Below are 15,221 nucleotides of genomic sequence, written 5' to 3'. Positions count from 1 at the left end.
TTAGCTGGAGGTAGTGGGGTAGAAGACGAGGAAGAGCGAAAAATGAAATGGGAAAAGTGAGAAATCTTCAGACTTGAGCGGAAGTTCCTCTAATGGTCATATATTTCCAAATCAACGGTCAGCTATTGACTTTTTCTTGAGCGGAAGGTTTCTGTATCTGGTTGTTCTCGCTAAATTGGTAGTCCTGAAAGACATCTTCAGCCGAGGGTAGTTGCCAGCTTCCATCCGGCATCTGGTTCGTTGTTTCTTTTAGCCGGTAAGTAGTATCTCCGCAGGTCCAACAGTCATATTTCGCCATTCCTGTACAGAGGCAGGTTTGATCGGTGATTTTCATGCGTTGACCTTTTTCCTTGAGATCGAGAGCTTTGTAGTACGACTCTATGTAACCGCACTTACCTTTGTTGTCAAGCAGGTAACCGAGACCTTCACAGTTTGGTTTGATCGAATAGTTGAGAACCGGTGAACTTTTGAGCATTCTCATGGGGTAACCGGTAGGAGAGACTGTGTTGACAACAATGTCGTCCTTTTCAGTATTGATGTAATGTTGCTTGACTTCATACGGAAGACCTGACTCTTTTGTGATGGTGAACCGCGTTGCCACCTGAACGGCCGAGGCTCCGGCCAGTAAGAATTTGACGGCATCACCGCCGGTAAAGATTCCGCCAGCGGGTATGACCGGTATGTTCAGGTTTTCACTTTTTAGAAAATCAATCACCTCTGTTACGATTGTATAAAGGTCGTAAGACTTCCAGTCTTCAGGGCCGAAACCAAGATGTCCTCCAGCTAGAGGACCTTCTACAACGATATAGTCCGGCATTCGTTGCAGCTTGAAAGCCCGCTTCAGGAAAATTTTCAGAGCACGTAACGATGAGATGATAATTCCGATTTTTACATCGTGGAACCGAGGGTGGTCTTTTATAAGATCAAGTGTACGCAGGTTGAGGCCGGCTGCAAGTGTCAGTCCGTCTATTCCGGCATCCATGGCTGCGGAAAGCCGTGTTCGGAGCGTTTCGGAAGAATCCCGCATGGTGAGTTTTTCCATGCAGTTCATGAAGATGGCACCATTACCGCTTTTTTGAGATACAGTATGTTCTACATACATTTTCTGCGCTTCGGCAACTTCACCGAGATCGAAGTGGAGATCTGATTTATCGGGGTTGTTAGCGTTATAACTGTATTTCTTGCGTTTACGGGTGGTATATGAGGTACTGAGTATCTGATCGCAGACAAAACAAACTTCAGCATCGGAAATATGGCCAATTCCGCCCAGCTTTTCAGCTGCGAGAGCAAGCTCGGTCGTTGATATGTTTACTCCCATTCCGCCTATAACGATCGGGGTATATTCTTTTTTGCCAAGTTGCAGTCTGAAATTGTCTACTTTCATATTGCGTTGTCAGATCTTTGGCCGGCTTCTCTTTTGTCGGTCTTGTAATACTTGATAATAAACTGGGCCATAGGGCCAAAAGAACAAAAGATAGGATATTTCATCATATAAAACCATAAGCTCTTTTTATAATTTTTGCCTTTTGTGCGTACGGATTGACCTGGAAGGAGTGGAGGGTGAGGTAGAATGTTTGAGAAAAGTATTCAAGATTATTACATTCATACGACTTGGTAAAATAGGGTGGTAATACCCTTCGCTTCAATAAAATCAATGGTCTTACAAGGAGGAGAGCGGCATGATAAAGCTTGTATTGCTTCGCCATGGAGAAAGTGAGTGGAACAGGGAAAACCGTTTCACCGGCTGGTATGATGTTGACTTGAGCGACAAAGGTGAAAAGGAGTCCAGGAGCGCAGGGGAGCTTCTGAAAAAGGAGGGTTTTGTTTTCGACATTGCGTATACTTCGGTTCTCAAGAGAGCTATCCGTACGTTGTGGAACGTCCTTGACGGAATGGATCTGATGTGGATACCGGTTACCAAGGATTGGCGTCTGAATGAGCGCCATTATGGGGCGCTTCAGGGACTGAACAAGGCTGAAACAGCTCAACAGCATGGAGAAGAGCAAGTGCTGGTCTGGCGTAGAAGCTATGATACGCCGCCTCCACCACTTGAAAAGACCGACTCTCGTTATCCGGGAAACGATCCCCGATACGCATCGCTTGCAGAGAATGATGTTCCTTTGACGGAATGTCTCAAAGATACCGTTTCCCGTGTTCTGCCGTTGTGGCTTGAAGAAATCGCGCCTGAAATCAAGGCCGGGAAAAAAGTTATTATCGCAGCGCACGGTAACTCGCTACGTGCCCTGGTCAAGTATCTCGACTCTATCTCGGACGAGGAAATCGTGGGGCTGAACATTCCAACCGGGGTTCCTCTCGTATATGAACTCGATGATGATCTGAAGCCCTTGAAAAGTTACTACCTGGGTGATCAGGATGCACTCCAAAAAGCAATCAACGCGGTAGCGAATCAAGGTAAAGCGTAGTCGAGATGGAGTGGTGGCTCAGGGATATTCTTTGAAAAAGTTTATATTCCCCAGTTCAAATTTGAGAGCGCTTTTTTAGTAAATAATTTAGATTAGAAGTAGCTGGAGATATGAAAGCAAAGCAAGCAGCAGGGCTCTATGACCCACGTTTTGAACATGATGCCTGTGGCGTGGGTTTTGTGGCCAATATAAAAGGTGTACGGTCTCATGAGATAGTGCAGCAAGGTTTGGAAGTGCTTGAGAAGATGAAGCATCGCGGTGCTTGCGGATGCGAGAACAATACCGGAGATGGTTCCGGTATTCTTTTACAGATTCCCGACAGGTTTTTAAGAAAGGTCTGTGAGGAGAGAGGAATCGAGCTTCCTTCTGAAGGTGATTATGCCGTTGGGATGGCATTCATGCCACCTGATATTTCTCAGCGCAGGGCTATAGAGGATATCTGCCGTCAGATGGTTCAGGCAGAAGGACAAAAATTTCTCGGCCTCAGAAAAGTGCCGACATGCAACGATTCTCTGGGGAAAACCGCAAAGTCCCAGGAGCCGGTGGTCAAGATGTTTTTTGTCGGTAAAGGAAAAGATATTGCTTCGGATGAGGAGTTTGGCAGAAAGCTCTATGTCATACGGCGCAGGATTACCAAAAGAGTCAAGTATACCGCAGGGCTCCTTGGCAGCAATTATTTTTATATAAGCAGTCTTTCTCACCGAACGATAGTATATAAGGGAATGCTGCTTCCAGAGCAGGTGTCGCTTTTTTATCCTGAACTGAACGATTCCGACGTGAAAAGCGCCATCGCCATGGTGCACTCCAGGTTCAGCACCAATACGTTTCCGAGCTGGGACCGCTCACATCCATATCGTTTTCTCAGCCATAACGGAGAGATCAATACGCTTCGAGGGAACATCAACTGGATGAAGGCCAGGGAAAAGATGTTCGAGTCCAAGCTGTTTGGCAGCAGTATAGAACATATCAAGCCTGTTATTATGGAGGACGGGAGTGATTCCGCCATCCTCGACAATGTTTTTGAACTGTTGGCGTTAAGCGGCCGTTCTCTGGCACACGCTGCGATGATGCTGATTCCGGAACCATGGAACGGCAGCAGCGACATGGATGAAGAAAAGAAGGCATTTTATGAATATCACAGTTGTTTGATGGAGCCCTGGGACGGGCCGGCTTCTGTTGCTTTCACCGACGGTGTTCAGATCGGAGCTATTCTCGATCGTAACGGATTACGGCCGTCACGCTATTATATCACCAAAGATGACCTGGTCGTTATGGCGTCCGAGGCCGGTGTGCTCGATATAGAGCCCGAACGGATTCTCAGGAAAGACCGTTTGCAGCCAGGCAAAATGTTTCTTGTCGATACAGCGCAAGGGCGCATTATCTCCGATGAAGAAATCAAGGAGACAATCGCCAAGGAAATGCCTTATTCGAAATGGCTCCAAAAGCACTTGCTGGAACTCGAGTCTCTTTCCGGCAATGCTCTTGAAAAGCAAGATGAAAGCAAGCTTGATCTATTGGCTCATCAGAAGCTTTACGGATACACCCAGGAGGATATTGCTCTTCATCTCGTTCCGATGGCAACCAACGGAGTGGAAAGAGTTGGGTCTATGGGACACGATGTCCCTCTTGCTGCGCTTTCGAACAGGCCGAAGCTGCTTTATGATTACTTCAAGCAGCTGTTTGCGCAGGTTACCAATCCCCCGATCGATTCTATCAGGGAAGAGGTCATTACTTCGACAATAGTCATGCTTGGTTCAGAAGGGAACCTGCTCGAACCTACAGAAGAAAACTGTCACAGGCTTAAAATCGATCGTCCTGTGCTTACCGATGAAGAGCTGGACAAGATACGCAGCATAAATCAGCCGGGTTTCAAGGCGGTTACCATCCCGATATTTTATAAGATCGAGGATGACGGTAAGGGGATCGACAACGCGATGCAGGATATCTGCCGTCAATGCGAACAGGAAATTACTCAAGGGGCCAACCTGATCATTCTTTCCGATAAGGGAGGGGTTGATGAAATGCACGCTCCTATTCCTGCACTGCTTGCTGCTTCAGGGGTTCATCATTTTCTGATCAATGCCGGTCTGCGAACGAAAACAGGACTCGTTCTCGAGTCTGCAGAACCGAGAACGGTGCATCATTATGCCTTGTTGATCGGTTACGGGGTGGGGGCGATCAATCCCTATCTGGCACTTGAGTCGATTCGAGAGTTTGTTGACAAAGGACAGATTCCGAATCAGGATGCCGAGACATCCGTGAAAAACTATATCAAAGCCATTGTCAAAGGGGTTGTGAAGACTATGGCCAAAATGGGTATTTCAACGGTTCAGAGTTACAGTGGCGCCCAGATTTTTGAAGCTGTAGGGCTCAATTCACGGCTTGTGGATTCATATTTTCCCAGAACTCCTTCACGGATAGAGGGTATCGGCATCGACTTGATTGCAAAAGAGGTTCGCAAGCGCTATGAAGCGGCATTTCCAGTATCAGGAAACGATGTTGACCCTGGGCTTGAAAGTGGCGGTGAAAGAAAATGGCGGCACGATGGGGAAGGACACCTGTTAAGCCCTGAGGCAATCCACATACTGCAGTATGCATGCCGTACCGGGGATTACGATATGTTCAAGAAATATGAGAGTCTGATCGACGAACAAAGTGAAGAGCTCTTTACGCTTCGCGGTCTTATGGCTATCAGGTTCAGCAAAACTCCTGTTCCGATTGAAGAGGTGGAACCGGTGGAAAATATTGTCAAACGGTTCAAAACCGGTGCTATGTCATACGGTTCCATCAGCAAGGAGGCTCATGAAACACTGGCGATCGCCATGAACCGCCTCGGCGGAAAAAGCAATACCGGAGAAGGGGGTGAGGAGACCGATCGTTTTCTGCCGGAGTCGAATGGTGACTCGAGAATGTCTGCAATCAAGCAGGTTGCTTCGGGACGTTTCGGGGTGACCAGCGAATATCTGACCAATGCGAAAGAGATCCAGATAAAAATGGCTCAGGGGGCGAAACCGGGAGAAGGCGGACAGCTTCCGGGCACCAAAGTTTACCCGTGGATTGCCAAGACTCGTCATTCAACTCCCGGAGTCGGGCTGATTTCTCCTCCACCGCACCACGATATCTATTCTATCGAGGATCTTGCGCAGTTGATACACGATCTTAAAAATGCCAATCGCAAAGCGCGTATCAATGTTAAGCTTGTTTCAACAGTCGGGGTTGGTACCATCGCCGCAGGAGTAGCGAAGGCGCACGCGGATGTTGTACTGATCAGCGGTCATGACGGTGGTACAGGGGCTTCTCCTCTCTCCAGTATCATGCATGCCGGGATGCCTTGGGAGCTTGGGCTTGCTGAAACGCATCAGACCCTGGTACTCAACAATCTCAGAAGCCGTATAATCGTTGAAGCCGACGGTCAGATGAAAACCGCCCGGGATATCATCATCGCTGCGCTGCTTGGCGCTGAGGAGTTCGGTTTTGCCACAACGGCTCTTGTCGTTATGGGGTGCATCATGATGCGTGCTTGTCAGGAAGACTCCTGCCCGGTAGGTGTTGCTACTCAAAATCCGGAGCTCAGGAAAAACTTTACCGGAAAACCGGAGCACGTTGAGAATTTTATGCGTTTTCTTGCCGAAGGGGTCCGCGAATATATGGCGGAGATGGGGGTTCGGACACTTAACGAGCTTGTAGGGCGTACTGAAAAGCTCGAGATGAAAAAAGCTGTCAGGCATTGGAAAGCCGAAGGGGTCGATCTCTCGAAAATTCTTTACAAAGCGGAACCCGGTGAAGAGGGCGAAAGCTTGTACAATACTTCCCGACAGGATCATGGGATAGGTAATTCGCTCGACATCAAAACTCTTCTCAAAATTTGTGAACCGGCTATCAAGAGGAAAGAAAAAGTCAACACGACACTCCCGATTCACAACACAGACCGTGTTGTCGGTACCATTGTCGGTAATGAAGTGACAAAAGCCCATGGTGGCGGGGGATTGCCCGACGATACGATCCATATCAAGTTTTACGGCTCAGCCGGGCAAAGTCTCGGTGCCTTCATTCCAAAGGGAATGACGCTCGAACTCGAAGGTGACGCAAACGATTATCTTGGAAAGGGCTTGTCGGGAGGCAGGATTATTACCTATCCTCCAAAACAGTCAACCTTTTCGCCTGAAGAAAACATTATCATCGGCAACGTCGCCTTTTACGGAGCGATATCCGGCGAAGCCTATATCCGCGGAATGGCCGGTGAGCGTTTCTGTGTCCGCAACAGCGGTCTCGAGGCAGTTGTCGAAGCTGTCGGCGATCATTGCTGTGAGTATATGACCGGTGGTACGGTTGTTATTCTCGGCACGACAGGAAAGAATTTCGCGGCAGGTATGTCAGGCGGTGCTGCATTTGTCTACGATAAAGACGGAACATTCGAGCAGCGTTGTAATTGCCAGATGGTCGGTCTCTATGAGATCGACGATGAACATGAGTTAGCAAAACTACGTGCTATGATAGAGCGGCATTATGAATATACCGGTAGCTCTCTTGCGGCAGGGATACTCGAGGAATGGCAAGAAGCCAGAAAACGTTTTGTAAAGGTGTATCCGCATGATTACAAACGTGCGATGGAGGCCATGGAGAGCGTCATGAAAGAAGGAATGGCCGGTGATGAAGCTATAATGGCTGCATTCGAAAAGAATGTTCACGATCCGGCACGTGTCTCCGGAAACTGAGGTAGAGAAAAAGCATCAGGACCCTGTTAAATGAATTAAGTGGTATATGGGTAAAGTAAAAGGATTTTTAGAATATGAGAGGGCGGTCCCCGAAGACAGGCAACCGCTCGAGCGTATAAAGGACTGGAAAGAATTCCACAAGGAAATGCCGGAAGAAGCTCTGCGTGAGCAGGGGGCTCGTTGTATGGACTGTGGTACACCTTACTGTCATACCGGTATTATGCTTAGCGGGATGACATCGGGATGTCCGATTCATAACCTGATTCCCGAGTGGAACGATCATGTCTACAGGGGGTTCTGGCGCGAAGCATTCGAGCGGCTTATGAAGACGAATAATTTTCCTGAGTTTACCGGGCGAGTTTGTCCTGCACCGTGTGAAGGTTCATGTGTTCTCGGGATCATCGAGCCGCCGGTGACCATCAAGAACATAGAGTGCATCATTATCGAGCACGCTTTTGAGCAGGGCTGGGTAAAGCCTTGTGAGGTTGCAAAGCGGACCGAAAAGCGCGTGGCGATTGTCGGTTCGGGCCCTGCAGGTCTTGCCTGTGCAGATCAGCTGAACAGAGCGGGACACAACGTCACAGTTTTTGAGCGTGACGACAGAATCGGGGGGCTGCTCATGTACGGTATCCCGAACATGAAACTCGATAAGGAAAGTGTTGTTCAGCGACGTATCGACCTCATGGAAGAAGAGGGAGTTACCTTTGTTGTGAACACTGAGGTCGGAAAAGATTATTCCGCGGAAAAGCTGCTCGAAGAGTTTGATGCGGTTGTTCTCTGTACTGGAGCGACAAAGCCGAGAGACCTCGATGTTGAAGGCCGAGGCAATAAAGGTGTGTATTTTGCTATGGATTACCTTCGTTCAAGCACGAAAGCTGTGCTGGACGGCGATGAACCGAAGATAAATGCAAAGGATAAAGCTGTTGTTGTCATAGGTGGGGGTGATACCGGAACCGACTGTGTTGCCACGTCGATCCGTCAGGGATGTAAAAGTGTTGTACAGCTCGAGATTATGCCCGAACCACCACTGGAGCGCCAGCCGGATAACCCTTGGCCCGAATGGCCTAAAACCATCAAGGTTGATTACGGGCAGGAAGAAGCTGCAGCCGTTCAAGGGGACGATCCTCGCCGTTACAGCGTCATGACTCAAAAACTTCTTGGTGATACTAACGGGCATTTGACCGGGATCGAAGTCTGTCAGGTTGAATGGGTGAAAAAAGAGGAGCGTTGGATACCCGAACCTGTTTTCGGAACCGAAGAAACTATCCCTGCGGATATGATTCTTCTTGCCATGGGATTTTTAGGGCCGGAAGAGGGGTTATTACAACAGTTGAAAGTTGAGCAGGGAGAACGTTCCAATATAAAAGCTGAGTATGGGGACTTCAGAACCAGTATGGTAAAAGTTTTTGCTGCCGGTGACGCACGCAGAGGCCAGAGTCTGATTGTATGGGCAATCAATGAAGGCCGCGCTGCAGCTCGGGAGTGTGATCGTTACCTGATGGGGTGTACAAACCTTCCTTGACCATAACTTTTTTTTGCATGGAAAAGCAGAGATTACAGGAGTTGCTCGTGCAGTTGCACGAAGAGCTCGAACAAACCGAAACGGTTGATGAGCGCACCGGAGAGGTGCTGACCGATCTTAAAAAGGATATCGGCAGACTCGTTCATGAAGAGGTGGTTATAGAAGATGAGCAGGATGGATTGACAGAGCGTTTGGGCAATGCTCTTGATCATTTTGAAGAAGACCATCCCAAACTATCGATTGTAATACAGCACGTTCTTGACAGTCTGGCAAGGATGGGTTTTTAAGGGGAGGACTTACTATGTCAAAGGAAAATGACGGGATGAAAGGAAAAAGAAAGCCAGGTGGTGGCGGAAATGACGTCGTGGTGTGCTCTTTCTGTGGAAGAGGGAGTGATGAGGTGAACAGCATGGTTGCAGGTCCCAATGCATTTATCTGCGACCGATGCATCATGAGTTCCGTAGAAATCCTTCGTAAGGAGATCAGCGCGATAAAACCGTCTGCACCAGCAGGCAATCAGCCTTTTCAGCCACGTCTGATTTCTCCGAAATCCATTATGGAATCTCTCGGCCAGTATGTTATCGGCCAGGAAAGAGCCAGGAAATCACTGGCTGTGGCGGTGTATAACCACTACAAGCGGATCGAGTCGCAGGAATGGGTGCATGAGGACGATGATGTAGTGATTGAGAAAAGCAATATTCTACTTATAGGTCCAACAGGAACCGGAAAAACTCTGCTTGCCCAAACGCTGGCAAACCTTCTCGAGGTTCCATTTACCATCGTTGATGCAACATCCCTGACGGAAGCGGGCTATGTTGGAGACGATGTCGAAACGATTCTTGCCCGTTTGCTGCAGGCGTCCGATTTCAACCTTGAAAGAGCTGAAAAGGGTATTATCTATGTCGATGAGATTGACAAGATTGCCCGGAAATCAGCCAATGTTTCCATCACCCGTGATGTATCCGGGGAAGGCGTGCAGCAGGCACTGTTGAAAATTCTCGAAGGAGCGGTTGTCGGGGTACCACCGAGAGGCGGCAGAAAACATCCCGAGCAGCAGCTTATCAATGTGAATACGAAAAATATTCTTTTTATCTGCGGCGGCGCCTTTGAAGGCCTTGACAAGATCATTGGCCGCAGGGTTGCAAAAGCTTCTATCGGGTTTGGAACGAAAGTCAAGGCACAGCAGCTTGAATCCGATCCTGAAATTCTTAAGGAAGTATCCCAGGACGATCTGCATGAATATGGCCTGATACCTGAATTCATCGGTCGTCTGCCTGTTATTTCCACACTCGACCCACTTGACGAAAAAGCACTGCGCAACATACTTGTCGAGCCGAAAAATGCGCTTGTCAAGCAGTACAGAAAGCTGTTTGAAATGGAGGAGTGTGAACTGGTTTTTGAAGATAATGCGCTTGACAAGGTCGTGGAAATAGCCATAGAAAGAGGAACCGGTGCGAGAGCCTTGCGTTCCGTATTGGAAGGCATCATGATCGACATCATGTTCGAGCTGCCATCGATGAACGGTGTGCAGAAGTGCGTGATTACCGAAGCGGTGATTACAGGAGAAGGTGAGCCTGAATTTTATTTCGAAGACGGCAAAAAGAAAAAAATCGCCTGATTTCGGCAGTTGTAGCTTTGCATTTCACGGATGAAATGATATATTATTTGCCCTTCGGGTGATTAGCTCAGTTGGTTAGAGCGCTACCTTGACATGGTAGAGGTCAGAGGTTCGACTCCTCTATCACCCACCCGCATAAAAGTCTGTAAGTAAATGACTTACAGACTTTTCTCTTGCCTGTTAAAATCTTCCAATTCTACGTAAATAATGCTTTTTGAGGTATTATTTTTGCTGTTTTTGTTACACCATTGTTACACGAAAATCTGCTGTCCCGTTCATAAATTGCAAGTAAGTCATTACTAATAAAAGTTATGTGCGATTGCTGCATAAACAACTGTTACCTTGACATTATCAAGGTGTGGGTTCCTTTGCATAAGGCATTTGATTTCAAACCTCTAAGCTCTCCTGAAATTGTGCGTTAGGGCGAGCTCACGATCTCAGTTTATAGGATTAACCGATCGGTAACGGCGACATCAAGGGAAATATGTTGAACAACTTTTGCCACGTGTATTTCAAGGTTAAACCAGGGTCGCATACAGTAGGGTAGAATGCAGCATGACAAGGAAAGACGGGTGGTGCCCGGTCGAAAAGAAAATCAGAGAAACAGTAGGTGGTCTACTGATCGAAAAAAAGCTTGCTCAACGACAACAAGGCTTCGGAGCTGCCGAGATAGCCCGACAAATGAAAATCGGAAAATCGGCCGTTTATGTGATTCTTCAGGCAGTGAAAAGAATGATGCTCCAGGAAAGGTGGTAAAAGAATCATCTTGAAAAATGCTTAAATTATTTTATGCGATCATTTATTTGCGTTGACTCCTATTTTTTCAATTCTGTTACAATATTAAGCGGGAGATCGATCATGAAAAAGGTTCTATATTTTTGTATCCTGACGGCGGTAGTATCAGGTCTTGCTCTATCAGAGGGAATAGCGCAAACACCTGATGGCGAAGAGGTATTTAACAAGAACTGCAGTGTTTGCCATTCCGTCAATCCTCCACCGAAATCGGCACCACCGGTCGTGCGGTTGGCCAATTTATATCATCTGAAATTCTCGACAAAGGAGGAGGGTGTTGCCAATATGGCGGCATTTCTGAAAAAACCTGACCACAACAAAGCTGCCGCTGTGCAGGCGATATCGCGTTATGGGCTCATGCCTGCAATCCCGCTGAGCGATGAGGAACTGAATGCTGTAGCCGAATGGGTCTGGGATCAGTATGATCCTGCAATGAGACGAGGTAGGGGGGCCGGCGGCGGCATGAGGCAGCAAATAAACCAGTAATAGAGAGGTTAACGTGAAAAAATCGTTCAGTTGGAGGAAATTCATCAGTTTCGGGCTTGTTCTAGCGTTTTTTATGCTCCTTGTTTCAGGTGTGATCCTCTATATTGCCCCACCCGGCAGGGTGGCGAACTGGACCGACTGGCGAATGCTTGGACTCACGAAAACGGGATGGCAAAACCAGCATGCTGTTTTTGGTTTTGCCTTTGCCATTCTTTCAATATTTCATCTCTTTTTCATTAATTGGAAGGCTTTTCTTTCTTATCTGAAAGCAAAGACGACTGAGGGGCTGAAAAGCCCGAGAGAACTGTTCACAAGCGTCATCCTTTTCCTTTTGTTCGGAGTGGGAACCTATTATGCCATCCAGCCTTTTTCGGCAATTATCGATTTCGGAAACCGCGTTTCAGACTCCTGGGAACAACGGGACAAACAGCCACCGGTCCCTCATGCCGAAACCATGACGCTTGTCGAGCTTGCCCGTCAGCCGGGTCTTGGAGGAGATGCGGAGTTGCTGAGGACAAAACTCATACAGGCAGGCTTCAGCGTCACATCGGTTGACGAAACCCTTGCGGAAATTGCCGTAAGAAACAACACGACTGCCGAAAAGCTCTATCAGCATATCGCTCCTGCTGAAAGCGGAAAACACACACTTCCTGCAGAAGGGCTGGGGAGAAAGACCCTGCAGCAAGTCGCAGACGAAGCAGATATTGCAGCAGTTTCGCTACAACTTGCTCTCCGCCAGAAAAGTGTCGAGGCGGAACCGAGCATGACGCTAAAGGCCATAGCTGATAATAACAGGATTTCTATGGTTGAATTGCGCAAGATGCTTGAAACCATGATCAGCAGGTAAGCTGCGTTATTCTGTTCCTGTCTGAATATTTGTATTCGCAGAATACCCGATTCCTGCCGAGATATCGAAAATATCTCTGCTCTGCCCTCCTCTTCAATCCCTCAAAAAAATGATCGAATTTTAGGATCCGTTTTGATGGACTTGATCATTTCAAACTGAACCACCTACCATTGGAAAAATTAGCTGTATTGGTCGGTTTGTGTGGAAGGATAATAATAACTATACTTGTGTGGATCGAATGGTATAAATATCCTTTTTCGTATGATTCAGAAAACAACAATTGCGGATAAGGCAAAAAGAATTATCCTGGAACAGGGGGGGATAATCCGTACTCAGGAGGCGATAAGGCTGGGAATCCATCCCAGAACCCTTTATCAGCTTAAAGATAGTGGGGAACTTGAGCAGCTTTCACGAGGTGTTTATAAGCTCAGAGACAGCAAGCCGCTTGAACATCCTGATCTTGTTACAGTTGCCATAAGAGTGCCAAAAGGTGTAGTCTGCCTTGTTTCAGCCCTTTCATTTCATGAGATGACCACCCAGGTTCCTCATGCAGTTTCCATTGCACTCGAAAAAGGTGCCGAACAACCAAGAATTGATTTCCCGCCGGTTACTGTTTTTCGCTTTTCCTTTGAATGCTTTTCTGCAGGTATTGAAACCCATATGCTTGATGGCGTTCCGGTGAGGATCTACAGTCCCGAAAAGACCCTTGCGGATTGTTTCAAATTTCGCAATACCATCGGTATGGATGTAGTACTTGAATCGCTGAAACTCTATCAGCAAAGAAAACAGAAAGACCTCAATGCCCTTATGGATCATGCAAAGACGTGTCGAGTAGCATCAGTCATAAGGCCTTACCTGGAAGCGACGCTATGACCGCAAAACCAATCAGGAATATTGGTGCTTCCGTCAGGCGGCGTCTGTTGAACAAAGCCCGTGAAGAGAAGAGAGGGCTTCAGGAGTTGATGCAATATTATGCCATGGAACGGTTTCTGTATCGATTGTCCGTTTCTCCCTACGCAGATCAGTTTGTTCTCAAAGGCGCTCTTCTGCTCAGGGTATGGCAGACGCCATTGGCAAGACCGACTATGGACATAGATATGCTTGGTCGTCTCAGCAATGATGAACAAAGTATTCAGGGGGTTATCAGGCAGATTCTCGCTGAGCATTGTGACGATGGCATTGATTTTGACCCGGCCTCAATTTCCGTTGAACCGATAACAGAAGGTGCAGAAAATAAGGGTCAGAGAGTGAAGTTTCGGGGTGAGCTGGATGCAGCTCGTATCATCATACAGATTGATCTTGGTTTTGGAGACCGGGTCTATCCCGATCCATCAAGACAGAGATTACCTTCTCTATTGGATTTTCCTGAAGCAGAGCTGTATTGTTACACCAGGGAAAGTGTAATAGCTGAAAAGTTCGAGGCAATGATCAAACATGGTGTCCTGAACAGCAGAATGAAGGACTTTTACGATATCTGGATGCTTTCCAGGCAGTATGATTTTCAAGGAAAGAGTCTTTGTGACGCCATGAGGCAGACGCTGGAACAGCGCAGAACAGAGCTTGTTCTGCCTGTGGTTGCTTTTTCGAGTGATTTCATTGCTGCAAAACAAGTGCAATGGAAGGCATTCAGGAAACGGCTTCCGAATGAATCTGTTCCTGAGATGTTCGACGAGGTTGTGCAGCAGTTACAGGTATTTCTGGCTCCAGTTGTGGAGGCAATCGGTGTAAAAAAGAGGTTTGTGGATATTTGGATAGCACCTGATTCATGGCAGAAAAGCCATGAATAGCCAGAGAAATGTTCGTGCTTGTTGTTGATTGTTATTCATCGTTTTTGGTAAAATTTTTGTTACGCGACTGTTACACGAAAAATCGCGGCGGTGCTCTAAATTATTATTAAATATTGTCTTATTCTGGTGTGTCCCAATATACATGGTAGAGGTCAGAGGTTCGACTCCTCTATCACCCACAAAGCCTTTAAACATTGATTATCAACAGCTTAGGGCTACTCTCACCTACACCCCAGGTAACCGGTTTTTATCGTTATTGATCGATTTTTTGCCAATTTCTGCAACGTATATGCGACGCGGAAATTTAGCCCCTTACCCCGGAGGGCAACGCAATGAGATTGACCTATACTGATCCTCGGAACTCTACAACGCTGAATTCATCGATGAACAGGCTGAAGGGTATGAAACCCTGCAGGGCGTTTTTGTAACGCTCACACGTGCGTTACACTATCTTTTTGGTGAAATCAGGTCTCGTTACGGAAGGGCTGATAAAGCATTCCTCGGGAAGATAAAGAGCCGGTATTCTGAATACGCTGAACTACTAAATGTTGTACAACAAAGGGGTCGGTTGAACGGACGATCAAAAAGATCGTATCAAGAGTTGGAGAACATCCCTGTTCTCAGGATTCTTCTCGATCAAGATCAATTTGATGAACTCTATCGAGAACTCTGCAAATTCTTCGATGCTGGCGATTATAGTGACCTTAAAAGGTTGCTTCAGGGAGGATCAATCGACAGAAAAATCATCTTTCTTAGCAATCAAAACCGACTTGTCGAGGTGTTCCGGCGTTTGAAGTACAACGGTTTTCTGTTTGAAACCTCAACAGGGGTAAGGAATTGGCTCTGCCATAACTTTCTGTATCTCTCCAAAACCGTGGTTTGTAATCTGAATCCACATTCAGTATGGAATATTCTTAGTAAAGCCAAGGGGGAGCCTTCGCCAAGGAGCAGGATTTGCAAGTTTGAGTGGCTTGAGTATAAAACACCAGCAGTTTTAAAATAGGGTGCTTGACGCTGCTAATCAGCTGCGC

The 15,221-nt window shown here is 47.2% G+C and carries 11 protein-coding genes and 1 tRNA gene; 11 read left to right on the top strand and 1 reads right to left on the bottom strand.

All coding sequences use genetic code 11. The features are described from left to right. Positions 1 to 118: 118 nt before the first annotated feature. On the bottom strand, positions 119 to 1,384 hold the full coding sequence (locus tag CR164_RS07555; RefSeq protein ID WP_110023313.1) for a nitronate monooxygenase: 1,266 nt from the start codon (positions 1,382 to 1,384) through the stop codon (positions 119 to 121). 295 nt (positions 1,385 to 1,679) lie between these two features. Between CR164_RS07555 and gpmA the strand changes: the two genes are divergently transcribed. From gpmA to CR164_RS07500, 11 genes are all read left to right on the top strand, one after another. After that, positions 1,680 to 2,423 (top strand): 2,3-diphosphoglycerate-dependent phosphoglycerate mutase, encoded by a 744-nt coding sequence (gene gpmA / locus CR164_RS07550; protein WP_110023312.1) that lies wholly within the window; start codon positions 1,680 to 1,682, stop codon positions 2,421 to 2,423. A gap of 110 nt (positions 2,424 to 2,533) precedes the next feature. Further along, positions 2,534 to 7,138, top strand: a complete 4,605-nt coding sequence (gene gltB / locus CR164_RS07545; RefSeq protein WP_110023311.1) for a glutamate synthase large subunit — start codon at positions 2,534 to 2,536, stop codon at positions 7,136 to 7,138. Between the two features lie 46 nt (positions 7,139 to 7,184). Further along, the gene (locus CR164_RS07540; RefSeq protein ID WP_110023310.1) at positions 7,185 to 8,660 is read left to right on the top strand and encodes a glutamate synthase subunit beta; all 1,476 of its coding nucleotides are present in this window, start codon (positions 7,185 to 7,187) and stop codon (positions 8,658 to 8,660) included. A 17-nt stretch (positions 8,661 to 8,677) separates the two neighbouring features. Further along, the gene (locus CR164_RS07535; protein WP_110023309.1) at positions 8,678 to 8,947 is read left to right on the top strand and encodes a DUF4404 family protein; all 270 of its coding nucleotides are present in this window, start codon (positions 8,678 to 8,680) and stop codon (positions 8,945 to 8,947) included. A 14-nt stretch (positions 8,948 to 8,961) separates the two neighbouring features. Next, on the top strand, positions 8,962 to 10,278 hold the full coding sequence (clpX, locus tag CR164_RS07530; RefSeq protein WP_110023308.1) for an ATP-dependent Clp protease ATP-binding subunit ClpX: 1,317 nt from the start codon (positions 8,962 to 8,964) through the stop codon (positions 10,276 to 10,278). Positions 10,279 to 10,334: 56 nt separating this feature from the next. Further along, a tRNA-Val gene (locus CR164_RS07525) sits at positions 10,335 to 10,408 on the top strand. 425 nt (positions 10,409 to 10,833) lie between these two features. After that, the gene (locus CR164_RS07520) at positions 10,834 to 11,034 is read left to right on the top strand and encodes a hypothetical protein (protein WP_110023307.1); all 201 of its coding nucleotides are present in this window, start codon (positions 10,834 to 10,836) and stop codon (positions 11,032 to 11,034) included. A 102-nt stretch (positions 11,035 to 11,136) separates the two neighbouring features. Continuing rightward, entirely contained in the window at positions 11,137 to 11,556 is a 420-nt protein-coding gene (locus CR164_RS07515; RefSeq protein WP_110023359.1) for a c-type cytochrome, read from the top strand. A 13-nt stretch (positions 11,557 to 11,569) separates the two neighbouring features. Beyond that, positions 11,570 to 12,403, top strand: coding sequence for a DUF4405 domain-containing protein (locus tag CR164_RS07510; protein ID WP_110023306.1), 834 nt, complete (start codon positions 11,570 to 11,572; stop codon positions 12,401 to 12,403). Positions 12,404 to 12,664: 261 nt separating this feature from the next. Continuing rightward, positions 12,665 to 13,276, top strand: coding sequence for a type IV toxin-antitoxin system AbiEi family antitoxin domain-containing protein (locus CR164_RS07505; protein WP_110023305.1), 612 nt, complete (start codon positions 12,665 to 12,667; stop codon positions 13,274 to 13,276). Continuing rightward, on the top strand, positions 13,273 to 14,190 hold the full coding sequence (locus tag CR164_RS07500; protein WP_110023304.1) for a nucleotidyl transferase AbiEii/AbiGii toxin family protein: 918 nt from the start codon (positions 13,273 to 13,275) through the stop codon (positions 14,188 to 14,190). The genes CR164_RS07505 and CR164_RS07500 overlap by 4 nt, the downstream gene beginning before the upstream one ends. Positions 14,191 to 15,221: the final 1,031 nt, after the last annotated feature.

The organism is Prosthecochloris marina, from assembly GCF_003182595.1.
GTDB classification, from domain to species: domain Bacteria; phylum Bacteroidota; class Chlorobiia; order Chlorobiales; family Chlorobiaceae; genus Prosthecochloris; species Prosthecochloris marina.
This window is presented reverse-complemented; position numbering and strand designations above follow the sequence as displayed.